The organism is Corynebacterium sp. HMSC062E11, from assembly GCF_001811845.1.
Lineage (GTDB): Bacteria > Actinomycetota > Actinomycetes > Mycobacteriales > Mycobacteriaceae > Corynebacterium > Corynebacterium hesseae.
This window is the reverse complement of sequence record NZ_KV806781.1, coordinates 36892-53016: the sequence shown is the minus strand read 5'-3', so window position 1 is coordinate 53016 and position 16125 is coordinate 36892. Positions and strand designations below refer to the sequence as shown.

Genomic DNA, 16125 nt, shown 5'->3' with positions numbered 1-16125 from the left:
AACTGGGGCGATACTTTGCAGACTAGCTTTGGTTAAACCACCGCTCTGCAAAGATATGCCCCCGGTCGTGTGGGTTCTCCGAGTGCTCCTCGGCTGGCTCCTGAGATGTCTCCTCTGCTTCTTGCGCATCGAAGGATTCTGGCTGAAACTCGTTCGGAATTTCTTCCAGTCCATCCACCATGGCATCCCCCTCGGTGGGATGCCCCGGCAGGATAACCTCCATGCGTGTTCCACCGTCCGCGGAATCCTTAATGGTGATCTCTCCATTGTGCCGCTCAACGACGGATTTCACGATGGCCAAGCCCAATCCGGAACCAGGCATTGCACGAGCTTCGGCCGAACGGTAGAAACGCTCGAACACCTTGTCGCGCTCCTCGGGCGCGATACCGGGACCCGAGTCATCCACACGCAGGCACACCTTGTCCTCTGCCACTTGCCGCATGGACACGCGCACGGTACCCGTCGGCGGCGACCACTTCGCGGCGTTATCCATGAGATTGAGCGTGGCACGCCCCAAGGCAAATGGGTCACCATCCAACATCCACGGAATAAACCTCACGCGGAAGTCCACGTCAGGGCGCCGGCGCTTGGCACGATTAAGGGAATTCTCCAGGACCTCGTGCAGCTCGACCGGTTCCGGTTCCTTCTCAGTGGCATCTTCGCGTGCCAAGTCCACGAGATCACCGATCAGGGTCGACAACTCCGACATCTGCGCCATCACGTCGTCTTCCAAATCACGACGATCTTCCTCGCTGATGCCGAATCCGCCGCCGGATTTATTCAGCATCATGAGCAGCTCGATATTGGTACGCATGGAAGTTAGCGGCGTCTTCAACTCGTGGCCGGCATCTGCCACGAACTGCGATTGCTGCACGCGCGCATGCTGCAGGGCAGACAGCATTCGGTTGAAGGACACCGTCAGCTGCGACATCTCGTCATTGCTCTCCACCGCAATCGGCCGCAAGTCATTAGTCTGCGTCACATAATCTGCCGCGCGCTTGAGGCGCGCGATGGGTTCCATACCGGTCTTGGACACCACCATTCCCGCGAAGACGGAAAGCAGCACGCCGAACGCCACGATAATGAGCAGAGCCGAGCCCACCGCGGAAACGATTTCCTCGGTCGGCCCTAGGTCCTTAGCTAGGACTACCGTGGCCCCGCCGTCCTCATGCTTAGCCAGCACGCGCTCCCCACCCAAAGTGCGGATGGAGCTTTCCATAGTGTCCCCGTCGGGCTTAAAATCGCCGCCCACGGGCAGTGCGTCACCAAATGCAAACGCGGCCGACGGTGGGGAGATTGAGATCCGAGTCGAGGGGTTATAGAGCTTGAATGAGGAAATTTCCTGGTCGATGTTCTCCACAAAGGCCGGATCCTGCGCCTGCTGTATGAGTACGTCGGCTTGCTGCATAATCTGCTTATCGACGCTCGCCGTCATCGAAGCCGCGACAAGCCAATAGGTCACAAACGTCATTACTGCCACGGAGAAGGCAACAACAACACCGGTAACCAAAGAAAGGCGCCACCGAAGCGGCGCCCGTGAAGCCCAGCCGCGTCGGCCTGAGCGGCCTAACCACGCAGTGGTATCCAGGTCTTCAGAAGGCACCGCATCAGGCGCGGGCCTCCGCAAAATCACGCGATAGCCTCCCTCATGACATAGCCAACACCGCGCACGGTGTGGATAAGACGCGGCTCACCATTCTCCTCGGTCTTTTTGCGGAGATAGCCAATGTAGACTTCAAGCGCATTTCCGGAGGTGGGGAAATCATAGCCCCACACTTCTTCCAAGATGGTGTTGCGGGAGAGCACCTTGCGGGGGTTCTCCATCAATAAACGCAGGAGAGCAAACTCGGTACGGGTCAGGGAAATTGGACGGTCGCCGCGAGTAACTTCACGCGTATCTGCATCAAGCTTGAGGTCCTCGAAGCTTAGCTGCGTCTCAACCGGCTGCTTCGCCCCGATGGAGTCCGCAGCGGCACGCCGAACCAAAGAACGCACGCGAGCCAAAAGCTCCTCCAGCGCAAATGGCTTGGGCAGGTAATCGTCGGCGCCAGCATCGAGACCTGCAACGCGATCGGACACGCCATCACGAGCCGTCAGCACGAGAATGGGGCGGTCCCAGCCTTCGCTGCGCAGGGTGCGGCAGACTTCAAGGCCGTCCATGTTCGGCATCATCACATCGAGGATCAGTAGCTCGGGGTTATCACTGTGAACCATCTCGACAGCCTGAACGCCGTCGGCGGCCAGCACAACCTCGTAGCCATTAAACTTCAGGGAGCGCCGAAGCGATTCACGTACGGCCTGCTCGTCATCCACGACAAGAATCTTCATAATCTCAATTATGTCCTATCTAGGACGTTTTCACGAAGTAGGCCGCATTCTTTCGCCCCCTTATACCCCCTTAGGCCGCTGGTTTCCCCAAAAAATTCAAGGCCGCCTCGGCGGCCCACGCCTTAGCAATCATGGAGAGCTGCGAGCGCGCAATACATGCACACGACAAAAGCCCCGAAGATTCACTCAAAGCGGTGAATCTTCGGGGCTACAGTCACAGACTGAAGACCTGAGAGGCCTTAGAACTGCTCGACGTCAACCAGGCCAAGCTTTGCAGCCTTGACCAGGCGGCGCGGGATGCGCACGGTCTGACCGTCGATGGTGACTTCTTGGAGGGCGACATTGTCAGCCTTCCACTGGGAACGGCGAGAGTGGGTGTTCGCGCGGGACTTCTTAAACTTAGGAGTTGCCATCTTTTCCTATCCTCCTTACGCGTTCTTCTTCTTGCGGCGAGCCATTGCACCGAAGCGCTGGTTGAACTTCTCAACGCGGCCAGCGGTATCCATAACGCGCTGCGCACCGGTCCAGAACGGGTGAGACTCAGCGGTCACGTCGACGACGATGAGCGGGTACTCGTTGCCGTCTTCCCACTCAACGGTGCGCTCGGAGGTAGCGGTGGACTTGGTCAGGAAGGAGTGGCCGGTACCGGCGTCCTTGAAGACCACCGGGTGGTAATCCGGGTGGATGTCTTTCTTCATATGTCGATTCCCTCAGGGTTGAACTACGGGTCGGTTCCTTCCGTGACGCGTGAGAGCGTGAAAGGATCGTGCCCGAGTTGGGTCTCTATACTTACAAACGTGCGGCTCGCGCCGACAACTTGAAACATCCTACAGGCCGCAGGCATCAAAATCGAAATCGCCGCAGTTCATACTCCTCAGAGCAACGCAACGGCAAGCGCAAACAATCACCCCGCCAGCACCTTCGACGGAAATGGCGCTTGGATAATAGGTATCAAAGCCGGGTTGCACGACAGCGGTGATTAGGTTCTACAGGCCGCGGCATGTAAGATTTCCCCTTGCTGTTGTCAAAGTAATCGTTTTACGCCCCATCAACTGGTGTTCAACGGATTAAGCCTCCTGCTCAACCTCACTTTTTAGAGCGCCGCGCCTCACCGCGGATATAGGCACTCCGTTAGTCGCTTTCGATGTGGGCGGCTAGGAGAAAGAAGACCCATGTCGGCTATTTGCCAGGTAACGGGCCGCAAGCCGGAATTCGGCAAGCAGGTCTCGCACTCGCACCGCCGCACCTCGCGCCGTTGGAACCCCAACGTGCAGCGTCGTCGGTACTACCTGCCCTCTGAGGGCCGTACCATCACCCTGAATGTTTCCACCAAGGGCATGAAGATCATCGACCGTGACGGCATCGAGTCCGTCGTGGCCAAGATTCGCGCACGTGGGGAGAAGATCTAAAGATGGCACGTAATGACATCCGTCCAATCATCAAACTGAAGTCCACTGCGGGCACCGGTTACACCTACGTGACCCGTAAGAACAAGCGCAACAACCCGGATCGCATCACCTTGAAGAAGTTCGATCCGATCGTCCGCAAGCACGTCGAATTCCGCGAGGAGCGATAATTTATGGCTAAGAAGTCAAAGATCGCCAAGAACGAGCAGCGCAAGGAAATCGTCGCCCGCTACGCGGAGCGTCGCGCTGAACTCAAGGCAATCATCAAGAACCCGAACACCCCGGACGAAGAGCGCCTCGAGGCGCAGTTCGAGCTGAACCGTCAGCCGCGCGACGCCGCTCGCGTCCGCGTCCGTAACCGCGACTCCGCCGATGGACGTCCGCGCGGTTACCTCCGCAAGTTCGGTCTGTCCCGTGTCCGTATGCGCGGCATGGCTCACCGTGGTGAGCTGCCGGGCGTTCGCAAGTCCAGCTGGTAAAGGGGTACCCATACAATGGCTGTCAAGCGTAATAATCACAAGAAGTTCCGTATGGAGCAGACCCGTCGCCCGAAGAAGAACCCGCTCAAGGCCGAGGGCATTGAGAAGGTTGACTACAAGGAGATCAAGACCCTGCGTCTGTTCATCTCCGATCGTGGCAAGATCCGCTCCCGTCGCGTCACCGGTCTGACCCCGCAGCAGCAGCGCCAGGTTGCTACTGCCGTCAAGAACGCTCGCGAAATGGCTCTCCTGCCGTTCACGTCCCGCTAAACACTAGCTGGTTTCAACAGCGCACTTTTGCCGCTGTACTCGTGACTCACTAGGACAGGACAAAAGAGCTTTTAAGCCGCCGCCTACCTCCCCGTTTAAGGGGCACGGTAGGCGGCGGCTTTCGTTTTCCGCCTGTCCTCTTGGGGATCGTGCACCGCACCTGTCTTACTCAGAACTGGCACCCCCGAGTGCTACATTGAAGGGTTAGAACGCCCCTGATGGAAAGGGAACTTAAGCCTTTATGCCACTGCACTCATCACTCACAGACCTCAGCGAACTCGCTACCCACTGCCAGTCCCCCGCCCATGCACGCGGCTTGTTGGAAGAAGCGCAGGATTTGGTGCGCAACGCTACCGCCCACCGGGGAGACGGTGTGGAACTCGCTGCGTGGTTTTCTCGCGTGGTCACGGACATCGTCCGTTCTCCAGGTCTCGCCAGCCCGGTTCGCCTCACCGGCGCCGCTGCCCGCGGCGACCTCCTCCCCTCACTACCCATCACGTGGTTAGGCACTGACGAGCAGCTAGAGAAGGTCATCACCGAGGCCGGTTTGACCTGCGGCGCGGTACAGGATTGTGCATCAACCCGTGCCGATGCTGGCCTCCCACTGGGGTCTGGCGGCGAGGAGGAGCTCTACGCCGAGGCCGTGTCACAGCGCCCAGCACCGCTCAAGCTCGTGGATGGGCTTCCCGATCGTTTAGCCGATGTGTCAATTCGTTTTTCTTTGCTGGCGCCCATTTCTGCCATCGCGCGTTGGGCAGCACCAGCGCCCCGCCCCACCCAAGACCGTCTTGCCATCGGCGTGGAGCGTGAGCTGCTCACCACCGCGGAGGCGGAGGGCCTGAGTCTCGCTTGGGGCACGGGCATCGCGCTGGAGTTGGGGCGGTGGTACGAAGGCGTCGTCCAGCACAGTGTCGTGCTCGGGGATCTGCCTCCACTGGACCGCACCGCCTATGGATCGGCGTGCCGCACAGTCTCCGCTGCCTTTGAATCCATCATGATTCGGCACGGTAATGTGGTTGGCAGTAGTGAAAGCTGAGCTTTAGCAATCGCCGTTTGCGGCGGAGTGTACGATTACTGATTTGCCGTCAGTTATTACTTGAACATTATCGAAGGGAGTCCGCCTCATGGCAGGTAGCGTTGGCAGGCCACGGAAGAATAGCCCACGCCGCCGGGGTAACACCGCGCGCGAAGAAATCCTGGATGCCTCATCCGAGCTTTTTACCACCCAGGGTTTTGCTACAACTTCCACGCACCAAATTGCTGATGCCGTCGGCATCCGTCAGGCTTCGCTGTACTATCACTTTCCTTCGAAGACCGATATCTTCCTCACCCTGCTGAATTCCACCATCGAGCCCTCGCTGGAGCTCGCGGATGAGCTTGCGGCCTCCGATGCCGCGCCGGCGCAGCGCCTGTGGTCACTGGTAGCAGCCGAATCTCGCCTGCTTTTGACCTCGGCGTGGAACGTCGGCCGCCTTTATCAGCTGCCGGTGGCTAATTCCCCCGAGTTCGGTGAATATCACGAGCAGCGCGACCGCCTCAAGGATCACTTCCGTACTGCCGCCGCAGGAATTGTGGGCGCGGACGATCCGCGCATCGAGCTCCCCTTCCACATCGCGCTCTCCGTCATTGAAATGCGCCCCAATGATGGCAACGCACCGTTTGATGCCTCGCAGCGCGTGCCGGAGCAGTCCGCCATGCTTGCCGACGCCGCCCTAGCAGTCCTCGGCGCCACCCCTCCCGACGATGCTGAGGCGACCACCCTGGAGCTGCTCAAGAACCGCAACGACTCTATTTCTTCCGCCGCCGCGGCCGCCGCGGACCGCAAGAGGTCGGCCCGCTAGCGGCCGTGTCGAATGGCGTAGTGCGCCAAGAAGGTCTTATAAGGCTTGTAGGCCTTTTCGCCGTCAGCGCGGAGGTTATCGACGAGGCGATCCATCTTGTGGTTCGTCTTCTTTTCGGTCCACCCCAGCGCCTCAGCAATGTCGCGCACCGAGGGGATATCGGCGTCGGTAGAACCCGGTTTCTTGAGGTAGCTGGCTAGCTGGCGCAGCAGCTCTTCTTGCTCATCATTGGGCACGTGACGGGTGCGTGTGCGCTCTTCATCAACGTCCTGCTCGCGCTTGGTACGGCGCGAATAGTTGCTGTTTTCTACGTCGATATACAGCTCATAGGGGCATTCTGGCGTCTCAAAGGTAACCCTCGATGGCCCTGGGGGTACCGCCGCGACCGAGCGGGGGCCGAGATCAATGCGCGAAAATCCTTTGACCCCGCGCAGCTCTATGCGCAGCGGGATGTGACTGCCCACGTTGCAGATCATCCACCCCTGGCCGCCATACCACAGCTGGAAGAGCTGGCGGTGCAGGCTGAGGTCCTCCTCACCCACCCGGAAGTCACCGGCGCGGCCGACGATGACTTCCTCCCCCGGGGAAATAACCTTCACGCCGCCGATCAGGTCATCGATGCGCAGCCTGGGCCCCCGCGGTGCGTTCTGCGGCGTGCGTGGTTGTTGCTGGCTCATGGACACCTCCGTAGGGCTGGACAACTCGCGCTCTTCGCCGGGTATGTCGGCGAGGCGCCTTCAAACAGTGCTCTTCAGTGTAGCGGCATTCACTTTGTTTCGGCGTGCTAAGCCACACCCCACCTCAGCTGGCGCTAGGCCACGATAGCCCACGTCACTAAGAAAATAAGGATGATGACCACGACGGTGACCGTGATGATGAGGGCATTCGAATTATCCTTCGCGGCCGGCTTGCGGGTTGCCCGTTGAGGAGTAGACCGTCGCTGCACCGTAGACCCTGGCATCGCCGGGGTAACTGGTGTGGAGGGTGACACGGTTCCCGAAGACGCGATCGGGTTAGAGGGAGCGACGAAGCCAGTTGGCCTTGCCCGATCCATGGACCCAAAGGAGGCGGAGGGCTCCGGCCAACGCTGGGGTGATTGCCCTTGTTGGCCAAACTGTCCCGTCCGCGCAGTGCTTCGTGCATTCCGCGGCTGCTCTGGTTGCGACGAAGGCTGCGGTGCTGGGGCGCTACGCAGGGCAGAGGAAGTAGGGCCGGAAGCGGGCTGGGAGGGGCGGGAACGGGAGACGTCGTCAAGCGCGGCGATGAAATCCTGGGCCCGCGCATAGCGCTGCATGGGCACGCTGTTGAGCGCCTTGTTCAGCACGGTCTGTAGCTCCGAGGCAACGCGAGCAGTGTCTTCTGCAAGGAATACGGCGAAGGCATCGCTGGACAGATCCGGGATACGGCGCTGTCCTTCCCACTCGCTGCGCGGCATCGTGTCCTTGAGGTGGTGAAGCGTGAGCATCTCGAAAGCGATAAGCGCCAGCGAGTAATCGTCCGCGCGCGCCGACATGTCATCATCACCATAAGCATGGCCGTTATTCTCTGGGGCCAAATACTTTTCGGTACCCACGATGTGACCGACCTTGGTCAGGCGCGACTGGCCTTCTTCGATACTGATCCCGAAGTCACTCAGCACAGCCGGCGGCAGGCTGCCCGGGTTTTTGCGCAGCAAGATATTGGCGGGCTTGATGTCCCGATGCACCCACCCGGGGTGCAGCTCGTGGTGCATATAGTCCAGCGCCGCGGCAATCGGTTTGAGGTAGTACGCCACCTCGGCGACCGTAAATCCCCTCCCCTTGTTGGCTCGTTCCCGGATCGCCTGCGCCAAGGTTCCACCGTCAATGAACGCCATGACCATCACGTCATCCCCGCGCGGCGTCGACTCCTTGGAATAGAACTGAACCACCCCCGGGTGGCTACCGATCCTGGTGAGAGCCTTCATTTCGTTGTGGAAACGGGCTCGAGAGGCCTCATCCCGAACATCATCCAGCAGCACTTTAACCGCGAGCTCACGGGACAGGTCCGGATCGGTTGCATGAAAAACCTGCCCCATGCCGCCCTCGCCCAGCAGGTACACGGTGGTATACCGCTTTTGCTGGGTAAGCCATTGCACGAAGTAGGAATTAGTCACCGCCCCATTGCACCATATGCATAGCAAGGCTTGAGGTTGCCATGTCCCATCGCCCCCAAATGGAGGGTGCTACCCCGCAGTTCCGTCTGGTTGTGCGGAGCCAGATATGCTACCTGTAGTTCTCTACTGTTTTCCAAGGACCCTATGAGCACCCCAGGATTTGGCACTAACCATTACGCGCATAAGCCCCCTACGCCGGCGTCGGGCCAGACTCAACGGCCCCAGTCAGAGCAACGCAACCTCGTTCCGATCATCTGCGCCATTGCGATCCTTATCGCACTGCTGATTGCCGGAATCGTGATTTGGAATGATGTCCGTTCCACCAGCCAGGCAAGCCCCGAAGCCGGCAGCGCAACGGAGCAGGAACCCACCCGCGTAGGCCGGGCTGCGCCGGAGGAGACGGCCGCAGAAGAAGGAACAGCTGACGACGAGGAAACTGCAAATGAGCAGGCGCCGAAGACTTCTCTCAATCCTGATGCTGCCGATGTCCCCGAAGGACTCACCGCGGCCGGATGGTCCGACTACCCAGAGGCACGCTGCCAGCAAGGCGAGAGCATGGTTTTCGCTGCCCATGGCTCGGATCCCGATTCGCACATTGTGGTCTGCGAAAAGCAGGACTCCCTTTTCTACCGCGGAGTCTGGTCCAGCGGTGCTGCCTTTGGTCCGGCGCGCGGTGAGGGAAGCTCCTTTAGCGCCACAATCCTCGATCCCACCAGCGGGGATGACACCGGCTCCGTGCTCAACATCCGGGGTACGGACTATGACATCGACGGGGAGGCCGGAAAATTCGAGGACTACTGGCCTCACTAGGAACCGCACTAGGGCTTTTAGACAGCTCCCTGCTGGCATCCCGCGTCCGGCCACTCCACCTGAGCGGTTTCTAATTGCCTGGCTAGTCGGGTGAGCATCTGCTGGGCTTCGCCGTAATCACCGGATGGTGCTGCGGCAAAAATTGCCACCGCCACCGTGTGTCCACCTAGCGTGATAAGCCCCATCTGACGGGCCTCATAGGAACCGTCCTCGGCAGGCCCCCAGCCGCCCTTCACCACCGCCCCGTCGAGGGTGCGAAGGCCATACTGCTGTGCCGGATCAACGTCACCCATGGCCGCGAGGATGGGATCTGCGCCTTCCTGGCATCCCAGCGCGGCGACGAATTTTGCTTGCTCGGACACCGGCCACTGAGTTTGGCCGAAGGCGCTAAACCCGGGGCGCGGTGGCGTGGCGGGAACGGTGGCGGTTCCGATGATTTCCTGGGTAGCCTGTGCCGCCTGCGCTCCCCCGCCGAGGGCTTCCCAGAGAGAATCTGCCGCAGCGTTATCGGAAAAAGTAATTGCTCGAGACACAGCGTCCGGATCCGCTACCCCGGCGCGTTCGGCGGCGATGGCCAGGGGGACTTTCGCCGTGGACCATGCGGGCCGCGGGTCGGTGATGCCGGCAGCCGCGACGGTCTGTGACCCAGCCACCGCGATTCCGGTTCCTGGGTTGTCGGCGGCGATGGCGTCGACGGCTTCCTGAAGGTCGGTGGCCTTAATCACGGATGGTTCCTTGTCGAGGATGGAATCAGGGGCAGGACTTGCGGACGAGCCGGATCCAGAATCAGGAAGGGAAGGCTGCGGGCTGCTTGCTGGAGCACTTGGTTCCGGCTGAGAGACGTCCCCAATGGTGCAGGCGCTGAGCGACGCCACCGCGATCCCCACCAGCGCTGCCAGTGCCGCCGGCCGGCGTCGCGGGTGTTCATGCGTGCGGCTTGGTCGTGTTCCGAATTTCATCGATACTCGCTTACACATTAGAGGATGTATACAACCGCATTATTGCCGCCAGTGCAGGTCACATACTCGCCGTTATCGGAACAATCCATGGTGTAGAACAGCTTGGTCTTCGGGCTAAAAGCCCTAATCGTGGCGTCAAACTCGTGGGTATCGACGTAGTGTTTGACGTATTCATCGCGCACGGAGTTGGCGAACGGCTCCGTCGTCACCTCAGTGCCGCGATAGACACTGTTGAAGTTGCCGCCGGGCTCGTTGTTACGCGCGGCGTCGTTCGCCGGGATAGCGCCCGCGGGCAGGTCAGGGTGCTCGGGGCGCTTCTGCGCCTTGGAGGTCGTCGTGGACTGCTCTGAGGTCTTCTCAGGTTCCTCCGCAGCTGAAGTGCTGTCTTGTGGACCCTCATTCTGCTCGGTGAGTTGGGCTGGCGCCTGGGGCGATTCAGCCTGGGATCCTGAGTCAGCGTGTTTAAAGAAAATGAGGTAGGCCAACGCGGCAATAACGAGGATTACTGCCAAGATCAGCACGCCGATGAGCACAAGCTTTCCGGAATTAGAGGAACCATGGTTTCCGGCATCGTCCTGTGCATAGGAATTCGCATAGGCAGCCGGCTGCTGATCGTACTGGCCAAATCCGTCCTGCGGCGCCGCCTGGGGCGGGAACTGTTGCGTGGGGAATTGCTGCTGCTGAGGATACTGGCCCTGGGATCCGGAGGGAGCAAAAGGATTTGAGTAGTTGTGCTCACCCGATTGCGAGTAGCCCGGATTATTTCCCATGTTTTGGGGGTATTGCTGGGGCTGTACTGGGCGCTGTTGTGTTGGCGGGGCTTCAAAATCCGCGGTTTCCGGGTGGGTTTCTTGATGAGAAGGCTGTGGCTGGCTGCCGTTTCCCTGCTGGGGATGCGCGCCGAATCCATGATTGCGATCTGAATCAGTCACCGAAGCCTCCGTAGATCGTGACGTTTGCAATTGCCAATAGGCGTTTTCTATCTGTCCTATCTTTGCACAGTCACAATTCTCTGCGCAGCGTTTACGTCTTTACTCGCGCTTTGCACAGTGTGTGCTCTGCTGTGCTGCCAGCGCTTCCTGCCCCACTGGGGAGTATTCCCACGAGCTTCCATTGAAGTCCCCACGGACGGTGCTTAAGGGTTTAGATTGTTAGAGGTATCTCGATGCTCTAACTTCCTGTGCACGGAAAGGTTGCTGATCTCCCGCCATGTCATTTCCTACTGGTCCTTCGGGCACCCCTCCACGCGACTCCGGTTCCTCCGGCTTCGGTTCACCTGCTCCCGGGTTTGGCCGCCCGGGCCATCCCGGCGGCACAAATGGTCCGAGCGGCGGATTCGGAAGCACTCCCCCGTTCGGTGGGCACCCCGCTAGCCCCGCCCCGCAGCCGTTCAGTGGTGGCGCGCCAACACCCCCAAATCCACCCCAGCCCAACTCTTATGCCGCTCCTACCCCGCCGAAAGGCACAGGGCGCTTCAGCGGCGCCATCGCGGCGCTGATTGCTTTGCTCCTCATCCTGGCTGTCGTCCTTGGCGTCGGCGCGTGGTTTATCTGGGGCCGCGAATCATCCAATACGGAGCAGACTGGTACAAGCTCCGAGCCAACCTCGACGGCCGCGCTTGCGACCACGCCTATGACCATCACGGGCGCTTAAGAAACTGAGATCATAACTGCCCTAGCCGCCAAATCTTGCGCTTCCGCGTCGAATTACGCGGCTAGATTCGTCAGCTAGGGCAGTTGAAGTTTGCTGGAACGCTTTGGTTCAGGCTCTAGTGGAAGAAGTGGCGGGTTCCGGTGAGGTACATGGTCACGCCAGCCTTCTTAGCGGCCTCGATGACTTCTTCATCGCGAATGGAACCACCCGGCTGAACCACGGCCTTGACACCGGCATCGAGGAGAACCTCGAGACCATCCGCAAACGGGAAGAAGGCGTCCGATGCAGCGAAGGAACCTTCGGTGCGGTTGGTGCCGTCGGCCAGCGTGTTGGCGCGCTCAACCGCGAGCTTGGCGGAGTCGACGCGATTGACCTGGCCCATGCCCACGCCCACGGTGGCATTATCCTTAGCCAACAGGATGGCGTTGGACTTCACCGCACGCACGGCGCGCCAAGCAAACTCGAGCTGCGCTAGATCGGATTCGTTCAGGGCCTCGCCCGCAGCCAGCGTCCAGTTGGCCGGGTTATCGCCCTCCGCCTGGTAGGTATCCGGCTCTTGGGTGAGCACACCGCCGGAAATGTACTTGCGCTCCACCTGCGGAGCCTCGTACTCAGCTTGCAGCACACGGAGGTTCTTCTTGGCCTTAAGAACCTCGATGGCGCCCTCCTCGTAGGACGGGGCCACGATGACCTCGGTGAAGATCTCCTTGACCTGCTCCGCCATCTCCACGGTGACCTCGCGGTTCACAGCGATGACGCCGCCGAATGCGGACATCGGGTCGCAGGCATGGGCCGCGCGGTGAGCAGCCGCGATGGACTCGTCAGACACCGCGATGCCACACGGGTTGGCATGCTTGATGATTGCCACGCACGGGCGCTCATGATCCCAGGCGGCGCGCCACGCGGCGTCAGCATCCTGGTAGTTGTTGTAGCTCATTTCCTTGCCGTTGAACTGCGTCGCATTGGCCAGTCCCTTGGCACCGATGCGGGTCACGGTCGCGGACTGGTGCGAGTTCTCGCCGTAGCGCAGCGGGGTGGTCTCCTCGCCCTCGCTGAGCTGATCGACGAACCACGCAGACACCGCGGCGTCGTAATCAGCGGTATGCAGGAAGGCATCGCGGGCTAGGCCGCGGCGCTGTTCCAGCGTGAAGCCACCGTTGACCACGGCGTCTGCGACCTCGCCATAGCGCGCAGGGTCTACAACCACAGCAACGGAGGGGTGGTTCTTGGCGGCCGCGCGCACCATGGACGGGCCGCCGATATCGATCTGCTCGACACAGCCATCAAAGTCGGCTCCGGAGGCCACCGTCTCACGGAAGGGATACAGGTTCACCACGACGAGTTGGAAGGGCTCTACCTCCAGCTCCTCAAGCTGCTTGAGGTGATCGTCCTTGCGGGTATCCGCCAGGATTCCCGCATGCACGCGGGGGTGCAGCGTCTTCACACGGCCCTCAAGGCACTCTGGAAAGCCGGTGAGCTTCTCGACGGGCGTGACGTCAATGCCCAAGTCTGCGATCTTTTTCGCGGTGGAACCGGTGGAAACAATCTCCACGCCAGCGTTATCGAGGGACCGGGCGAGGTCTTCTAGACCGGTCTTGTCATAAACGCTAATCAGCGCGCGCTTGATGTTCTTACGATCTTCGCTCATGGTACGGGGACTTAAGCCTTCCTTGCGGTAATGAATTAATTAGAGCTGAATGCTGAGTGCTTCGCCCTCCACGCGCGCCGCGCGGAGAACGCTAACGATAAGTTCTCTTTCGACCACTTTGATGCGCTCGTGCAAGCTGGCCTCATCATCCTCTGCCAGAATCCGGACGGGTTCCTGGGCAATGATGGAGCCGGTATCGACGCCGGCATCAACGAAATGGACGGTCGAGCCTGTGACCTTGGCACCATAAGCCAGCGCATCGCGTACGCCATGCGCGCCTTTGAAGGCAGGCAAAAGCGCTGGATGGGTATTAATGGTGCGACCTTCAAAGCGATCCAGGAAATCTTTGCCCAAGATCTTCATAAAGCCTGCAGAAACAACAACGTCTGGCTGCGCAGCATCCACTGCGGCAACCAGACGTTGGTTCCATTCGGCACGGTCAGCGCCCATCTCTACGACTTCGGTGGCAATTCCCGCCGCCCTCGCGCGCTCAATGCCCCGGCAAGGCACGTCCGCGATGACTTTCACGACGCTGTAATGCTCATCCTGGCCATCGACGATGGCCTGCAATAGCGAGCCAGTTCCGGAAACCAGAACAACAACGTTGAGGTGGGCAATAGCAGCGGGCTGATGCGGTGTAGTCACGCGCTACAGCCTAGCCGCTACCGCCGTGAACCGCGGAATTTTTACTCTTTTGTGGGGCCTTCAGCTTCTTGGTGTTCCTCTGCGTCTGTGTCGAGCTTCCCCGTGGCTTCAGCGGTCTCATCGGTTTCAGCCTCGGTTTCGGCACTTTCTACGTCCACGACTTCTGCGTCAACTACGTCGGTTTCAGTCTGGCTTTCGACCTGTTCCTCAGCTGGCGCCTCAGCTTGCTCCTTAGTCTGGCCCTCTTGCTCGTCCTCTATTTCGTCCTCAGCGTCGGCCTCGGCTTCGCTTTCTTCGTCGGGGTTGGATTCCTCCGCGTCAGTCTCTGCTTCTTCCGCTTCGGCAGCGGTGGCGTCGCCAAGCACTGCAGAATCCTGCTCCGGCTGAGCAGTGTCGGTGGAGTCTGTCGTCGTCTCCTCGGCAGCCGCGGGGGCTTCTGCCTCAGCAGCCGGGGCGGTAGCGCGGCGAGCACGCGATGCGGACACCGCCTGAGACGTCGCAAAGGCACACCCCACGACGAGGCACCACAGGGAGCTCAGCCCCACCGCTGTCCACAGCTCCGGCCCGGTGTAGCCGTACACGCCTAGCGCGCCGGACACGGCGTAGTACGCCACGAGAGAGGACACGGCAACAGTGATGGTTGCAACAAGCGCTACGTGGAAAGACACCAGCGCTCGGCGACGATAAAACGCCGCCACCGCAGCGAGTACTGGAACAACCAAGAGAACCGCGAACCACGAGCTGATGGAAGGAGGAACGGCTGCGGCCAACGGCAGCGGCGGAAGTGGAACTACGTGGCCGCTGAACAGACTCACGCTAGTACCTTCACCAATGTGCAGTTCCGAGCCGCTCAGCACCGCCCCCGCAGCAACTGCGGCATTCGGGAGGTACAGAATACTTAGCAGGAAAAGCCCCACGGTCCCCATCGCTGTGAGAACCGGATAGCTAGCGAGCATCTCAGCCTGGCGCGACCAGCCACACCCCCACATAATCACAACGAGAACCAGCCCTGCGGCGCCAAGGTAGCCAAGGTAGCTCAGGCCGATTTGGGCGGCGTCGACGAATACGCGGGGAACTCCGCTGCGCTTAGCCAAGGCCTTCCACAAGCGCGGGCCCATGCCTCCAATGAGAGCAGCGGCATGCAGAAGGAGCATGCGGGGCACAACGCGATACAACTCCGGCGGAGAGACGTCGTAAACCTTTCCGGCATCCCAGAGCATCAACCACGCAATAATGGTCAGAACCACCGGCACTGCCAGCACGCAGCAGCTCAGGACAAGCAAGTCATTAATACTCACCTTGTCCTTGACCGCCGCTCGAACGCGGCGGCCTACCAGCCAGGCCAAGAAGGCGGCAGGAAGAACAGGTAGGACACCGATATCAATCCCGCCAGCGCGGATTGGAGCCAGGTTAAACACCATCCACGCCTCCCCCACGATGGTGTTCAGCCACGCGAAGGGGGAGCTAGTGAGGAGGAGCGCGGCGATAGCGACCACGAGTATGCCCAGAACCACGACGAGGTGCGGGATGCCGACGACGATAAGCATGCGGCGAATTCGCCCGCGCAACGTCGTCGGGGCCTGCGCGCGACGAGCGCGAGCCTTATCCGATTCAATTCCCTTGATGCGCTCAGCAGGAGCCCGGCGGTCTCGCCGGTAGCCTCGCTCAGAGCGCTCAGCGCCATCGCCGCGTCCACGCACATGCGCGCGGGGGCGAGCTGACGTCCTGGACTGGGGGCTCGTGTTCTTATTCATCGGCGTCCACTTTGCCACGAGCACCTCCCCCACCGGGGGTGGCGCGTCGATATCCGATCCGATTGATCCGATACACCCCCGAATCAACAACTCTGCGGGACTCCTTTACTTGCGTCCTCTGCGCTGACTGCCCGGTTCCCTGACCATAGCTTCACTTCATTCACAGGAAACAGCTGTCGTATCATGACATAGAAATCT

General features: G+C 60.4%; 19 protein-coding genes. 8 read left to right on the top strand and 11 right to left on the bottom strand.

The genetic code is table 11. From position 1 onward, the window contains the following. Window positions 1–22: 22 nt before the first annotated feature. The 4 genes from HMPREF2822_RS02945 to HMPREF2822_RS02930 all read right to left on the bottom strand — a co-directional run bounded on the left by HMPREF2822_RS02945 (window position 23) and on the right by HMPREF2822_RS02930 (window position 3026). Window positions 23–1633, bottom strand: coding sequence for a HAMP domain-containing sensor histidine kinase (locus HMPREF2822_RS02945; protein WP_083306800.1), 1611 nt, complete (start codon window positions 1631–1633; stop codon window positions 23–25). Then, a complete protein-coding gene (locus HMPREF2822_RS02940) occupies window positions 1630–2328 on the bottom strand; it encodes a response regulator transcription factor (RefSeq protein WP_070520714.1) in 699 nt (232 codons plus the stop codon). The genes HMPREF2822_RS02945 and HMPREF2822_RS02940 overlap by 4 nt, the downstream gene beginning before the upstream one ends. Before the next feature lie 239 nt (window positions 2329–2567). Continuing rightward, on the bottom strand, window positions 2568–2741 hold the full coding sequence (gene rpmF, locus HMPREF2822_RS02935) for a 50S ribosomal protein L32 (RefSeq protein WP_010187615.1): 174 nt from the start codon (window positions 2739–2741) through the stop codon (window positions 2568–2570). A 15-nt stretch (window positions 2742–2756) separates the two neighbouring features. Beyond that, on the bottom strand, window positions 2757–3026 hold the full coding sequence (locus HMPREF2822_RS02930) for a type B 50S ribosomal protein L31 (protein WP_070520710.1): 270 nt from the start codon (window positions 3024–3026) through the stop codon (window positions 2757–2759). A gap of 474 nt (window positions 3027–3500) precedes the next feature. Between HMPREF2822_RS02930 and rpmB the strand changes: the two genes are divergently transcribed. From rpmB to HMPREF2822_RS02900, 6 genes are all read left to right on the top strand, one after another. After that, window positions 3501–3737 carry a 50S ribosomal protein L28 gene (gene rpmB / locus HMPREF2822_RS02925; RefSeq protein ID WP_005279911.1) on the top strand — a complete coding sequence of 79 codons (237 nt, stop codon included), beginning with the start codon at window positions 3501–3503 and terminating at the stop codon, window positions 3735–3737. Window positions 3738–3739: 2 nt separating this feature from the next. Continuing rightward, a complete protein-coding gene (gene rpmG / locus HMPREF2822_RS02920) occupies window positions 3740–3904 on the top strand; it encodes a 50S ribosomal protein L33 (protein WP_010187624.1) in 165 nt (54 codons plus the stop codon). A 3-nt stretch (window positions 3905–3907) separates the two neighbouring features. After that, complete coding sequence (gene rpsN / locus HMPREF2822_RS02915; RefSeq protein ID WP_010187625.1) at window positions 3908–4213, top strand: 30S ribosomal protein S14; 306 nt, start codon at window positions 3908–3910, stop codon at window positions 4211–4213. A gap of 15 nt (window positions 4214–4228) precedes the next feature. Then, entirely contained in the window at window positions 4229–4483 is a 255-nt protein-coding gene (gene rpsR, locus HMPREF2822_RS02910; RefSeq protein WP_010187626.1) for a 30S ribosomal protein S18, read from the top strand. 241 nt (window positions 4484–4724) lie between these two features. Next, window positions 4725–5519, top strand: a complete 795-nt coding sequence (locus tag HMPREF2822_RS02905; RefSeq protein ID WP_070520707.1) for a hypothetical protein — start codon at window positions 4725–4727, stop codon at window positions 5517–5519. Window positions 5520–5607: 88 nt separating this feature from the next. Beyond that, entirely contained in the window at window positions 5608–6324 is a 717-nt protein-coding gene (locus tag HMPREF2822_RS02900) for a TetR/AcrR family transcriptional regulator (protein ID WP_070520700.1), read from the top strand. Here the strand turns inward: HMPREF2822_RS02900 and HMPREF2822_RS02895 are convergent. Together HMPREF2822_RS02895 and HMPREF2822_RS02890 are read right to left on the bottom strand one after the other, a co-directional pair. Next, the gene (locus HMPREF2822_RS02895; protein WP_118790669.1) at window positions 6321–7001 is read right to left on the bottom strand and encodes a DNA-binding response regulator; all 681 of its coding nucleotides are present in this window, start codon (window positions 6999–7001) and stop codon (window positions 6321–6323) included. The genes HMPREF2822_RS02900 and HMPREF2822_RS02895 overlap by 4 nt on opposite strands. Window positions 7002–7135: 134 nt before the next feature. Then, window positions 7136–8458 carry a serine/threonine protein kinase gene (locus HMPREF2822_RS02890; RefSeq protein WP_070520691.1) on the bottom strand — a complete coding sequence of 441 codons (1323 nt, stop codon included), beginning with the start codon at window positions 8456–8458 and terminating at the stop codon, window positions 7136–7138. A 144-nt stretch (window positions 8459–8602) separates the two neighbouring features. On the opposite strand from HMPREF2822_RS02890, the gene HMPREF2822_RS02885 reads away from it, so the two are divergent. Further along, window positions 8603–9268, top strand: a complete 666-nt coding sequence (locus HMPREF2822_RS02885) for a hypothetical protein (RefSeq protein WP_070520688.1) — start codon at window positions 8603–8605, stop codon at window positions 9266–9268. A 17-nt stretch (window positions 9269–9285) separates the two neighbouring features. On the opposite strand, the gene HMPREF2822_RS02880 is transcribed toward HMPREF2822_RS02885, so the two are convergent. Further along, on the bottom strand, window positions 9286–10245 hold the full coding sequence (locus tag HMPREF2822_RS02880) for a serine hydrolase (RefSeq protein WP_230310895.1): 960 nt from the start codon (window positions 10243–10245) through the stop codon (window positions 9286–9288). After that, window positions 10245–11159, bottom strand: a complete 915-nt coding sequence (locus HMPREF2822_RS02875; RefSeq protein ID WP_070520686.1) for a hypothetical protein — start codon at window positions 11157–11159, stop codon at window positions 10245–10247. Before HMPREF2822_RS02875 ends, HMPREF2822_RS02880 begins: the two co-directional genes overlap by 1 nt. 277 nt (window positions 11160–11436) lie before the next feature. Between HMPREF2822_RS02875 and HMPREF2822_RS12890 the strand changes: the two genes are divergently transcribed. Further along, entirely contained in the window at window positions 11437–11880 is a 444-nt protein-coding gene (locus tag HMPREF2822_RS12890; RefSeq protein ID WP_232755556.1) for a hypothetical protein, read from the top strand. A gap of 115 nt (window positions 11881–11995) precedes the next feature. Here the strand turns inward: HMPREF2822_RS12890 and purH are convergent, their stop codons facing one another. From purH to HMPREF2822_RS02860, 3 genes are read right to left on the bottom strand one after another with little or no spacing between them, the layout of a single operon-like run. After that, the gene (purH, locus tag HMPREF2822_RS02870) at window positions 11996–13528 is read right to left on the bottom strand and encodes a bifunctional phosphoribosylaminoimidazolecarboxamide formyltransferase/IMP cyclohydrolase (RefSeq protein WP_070520683.1); all 1533 of its coding nucleotides are present in this window, start codon (window positions 13526–13528) and stop codon (window positions 11996–11998) included. Between the two features lie 39 nt (window positions 13529–13567). Further along, the gene (purN, locus tag HMPREF2822_RS02865; protein ID WP_070520680.1) at window positions 13568–14173 is read right to left on the bottom strand and encodes a phosphoribosylglycinamide formyltransferase; all 606 of its coding nucleotides are present in this window, start codon (window positions 14171–14173) and stop codon (window positions 13568–13570) included. A 41-nt stretch (window positions 14174–14214) separates the two neighbouring features. Next, entirely contained in the window at window positions 14215–15945 is a 1731-nt protein-coding gene (locus HMPREF2822_RS02860; RefSeq protein ID WP_070520678.1) for a cell division protein PerM, read from the bottom strand. Window positions 15946–16125: the final 180 nt, after the last annotated feature.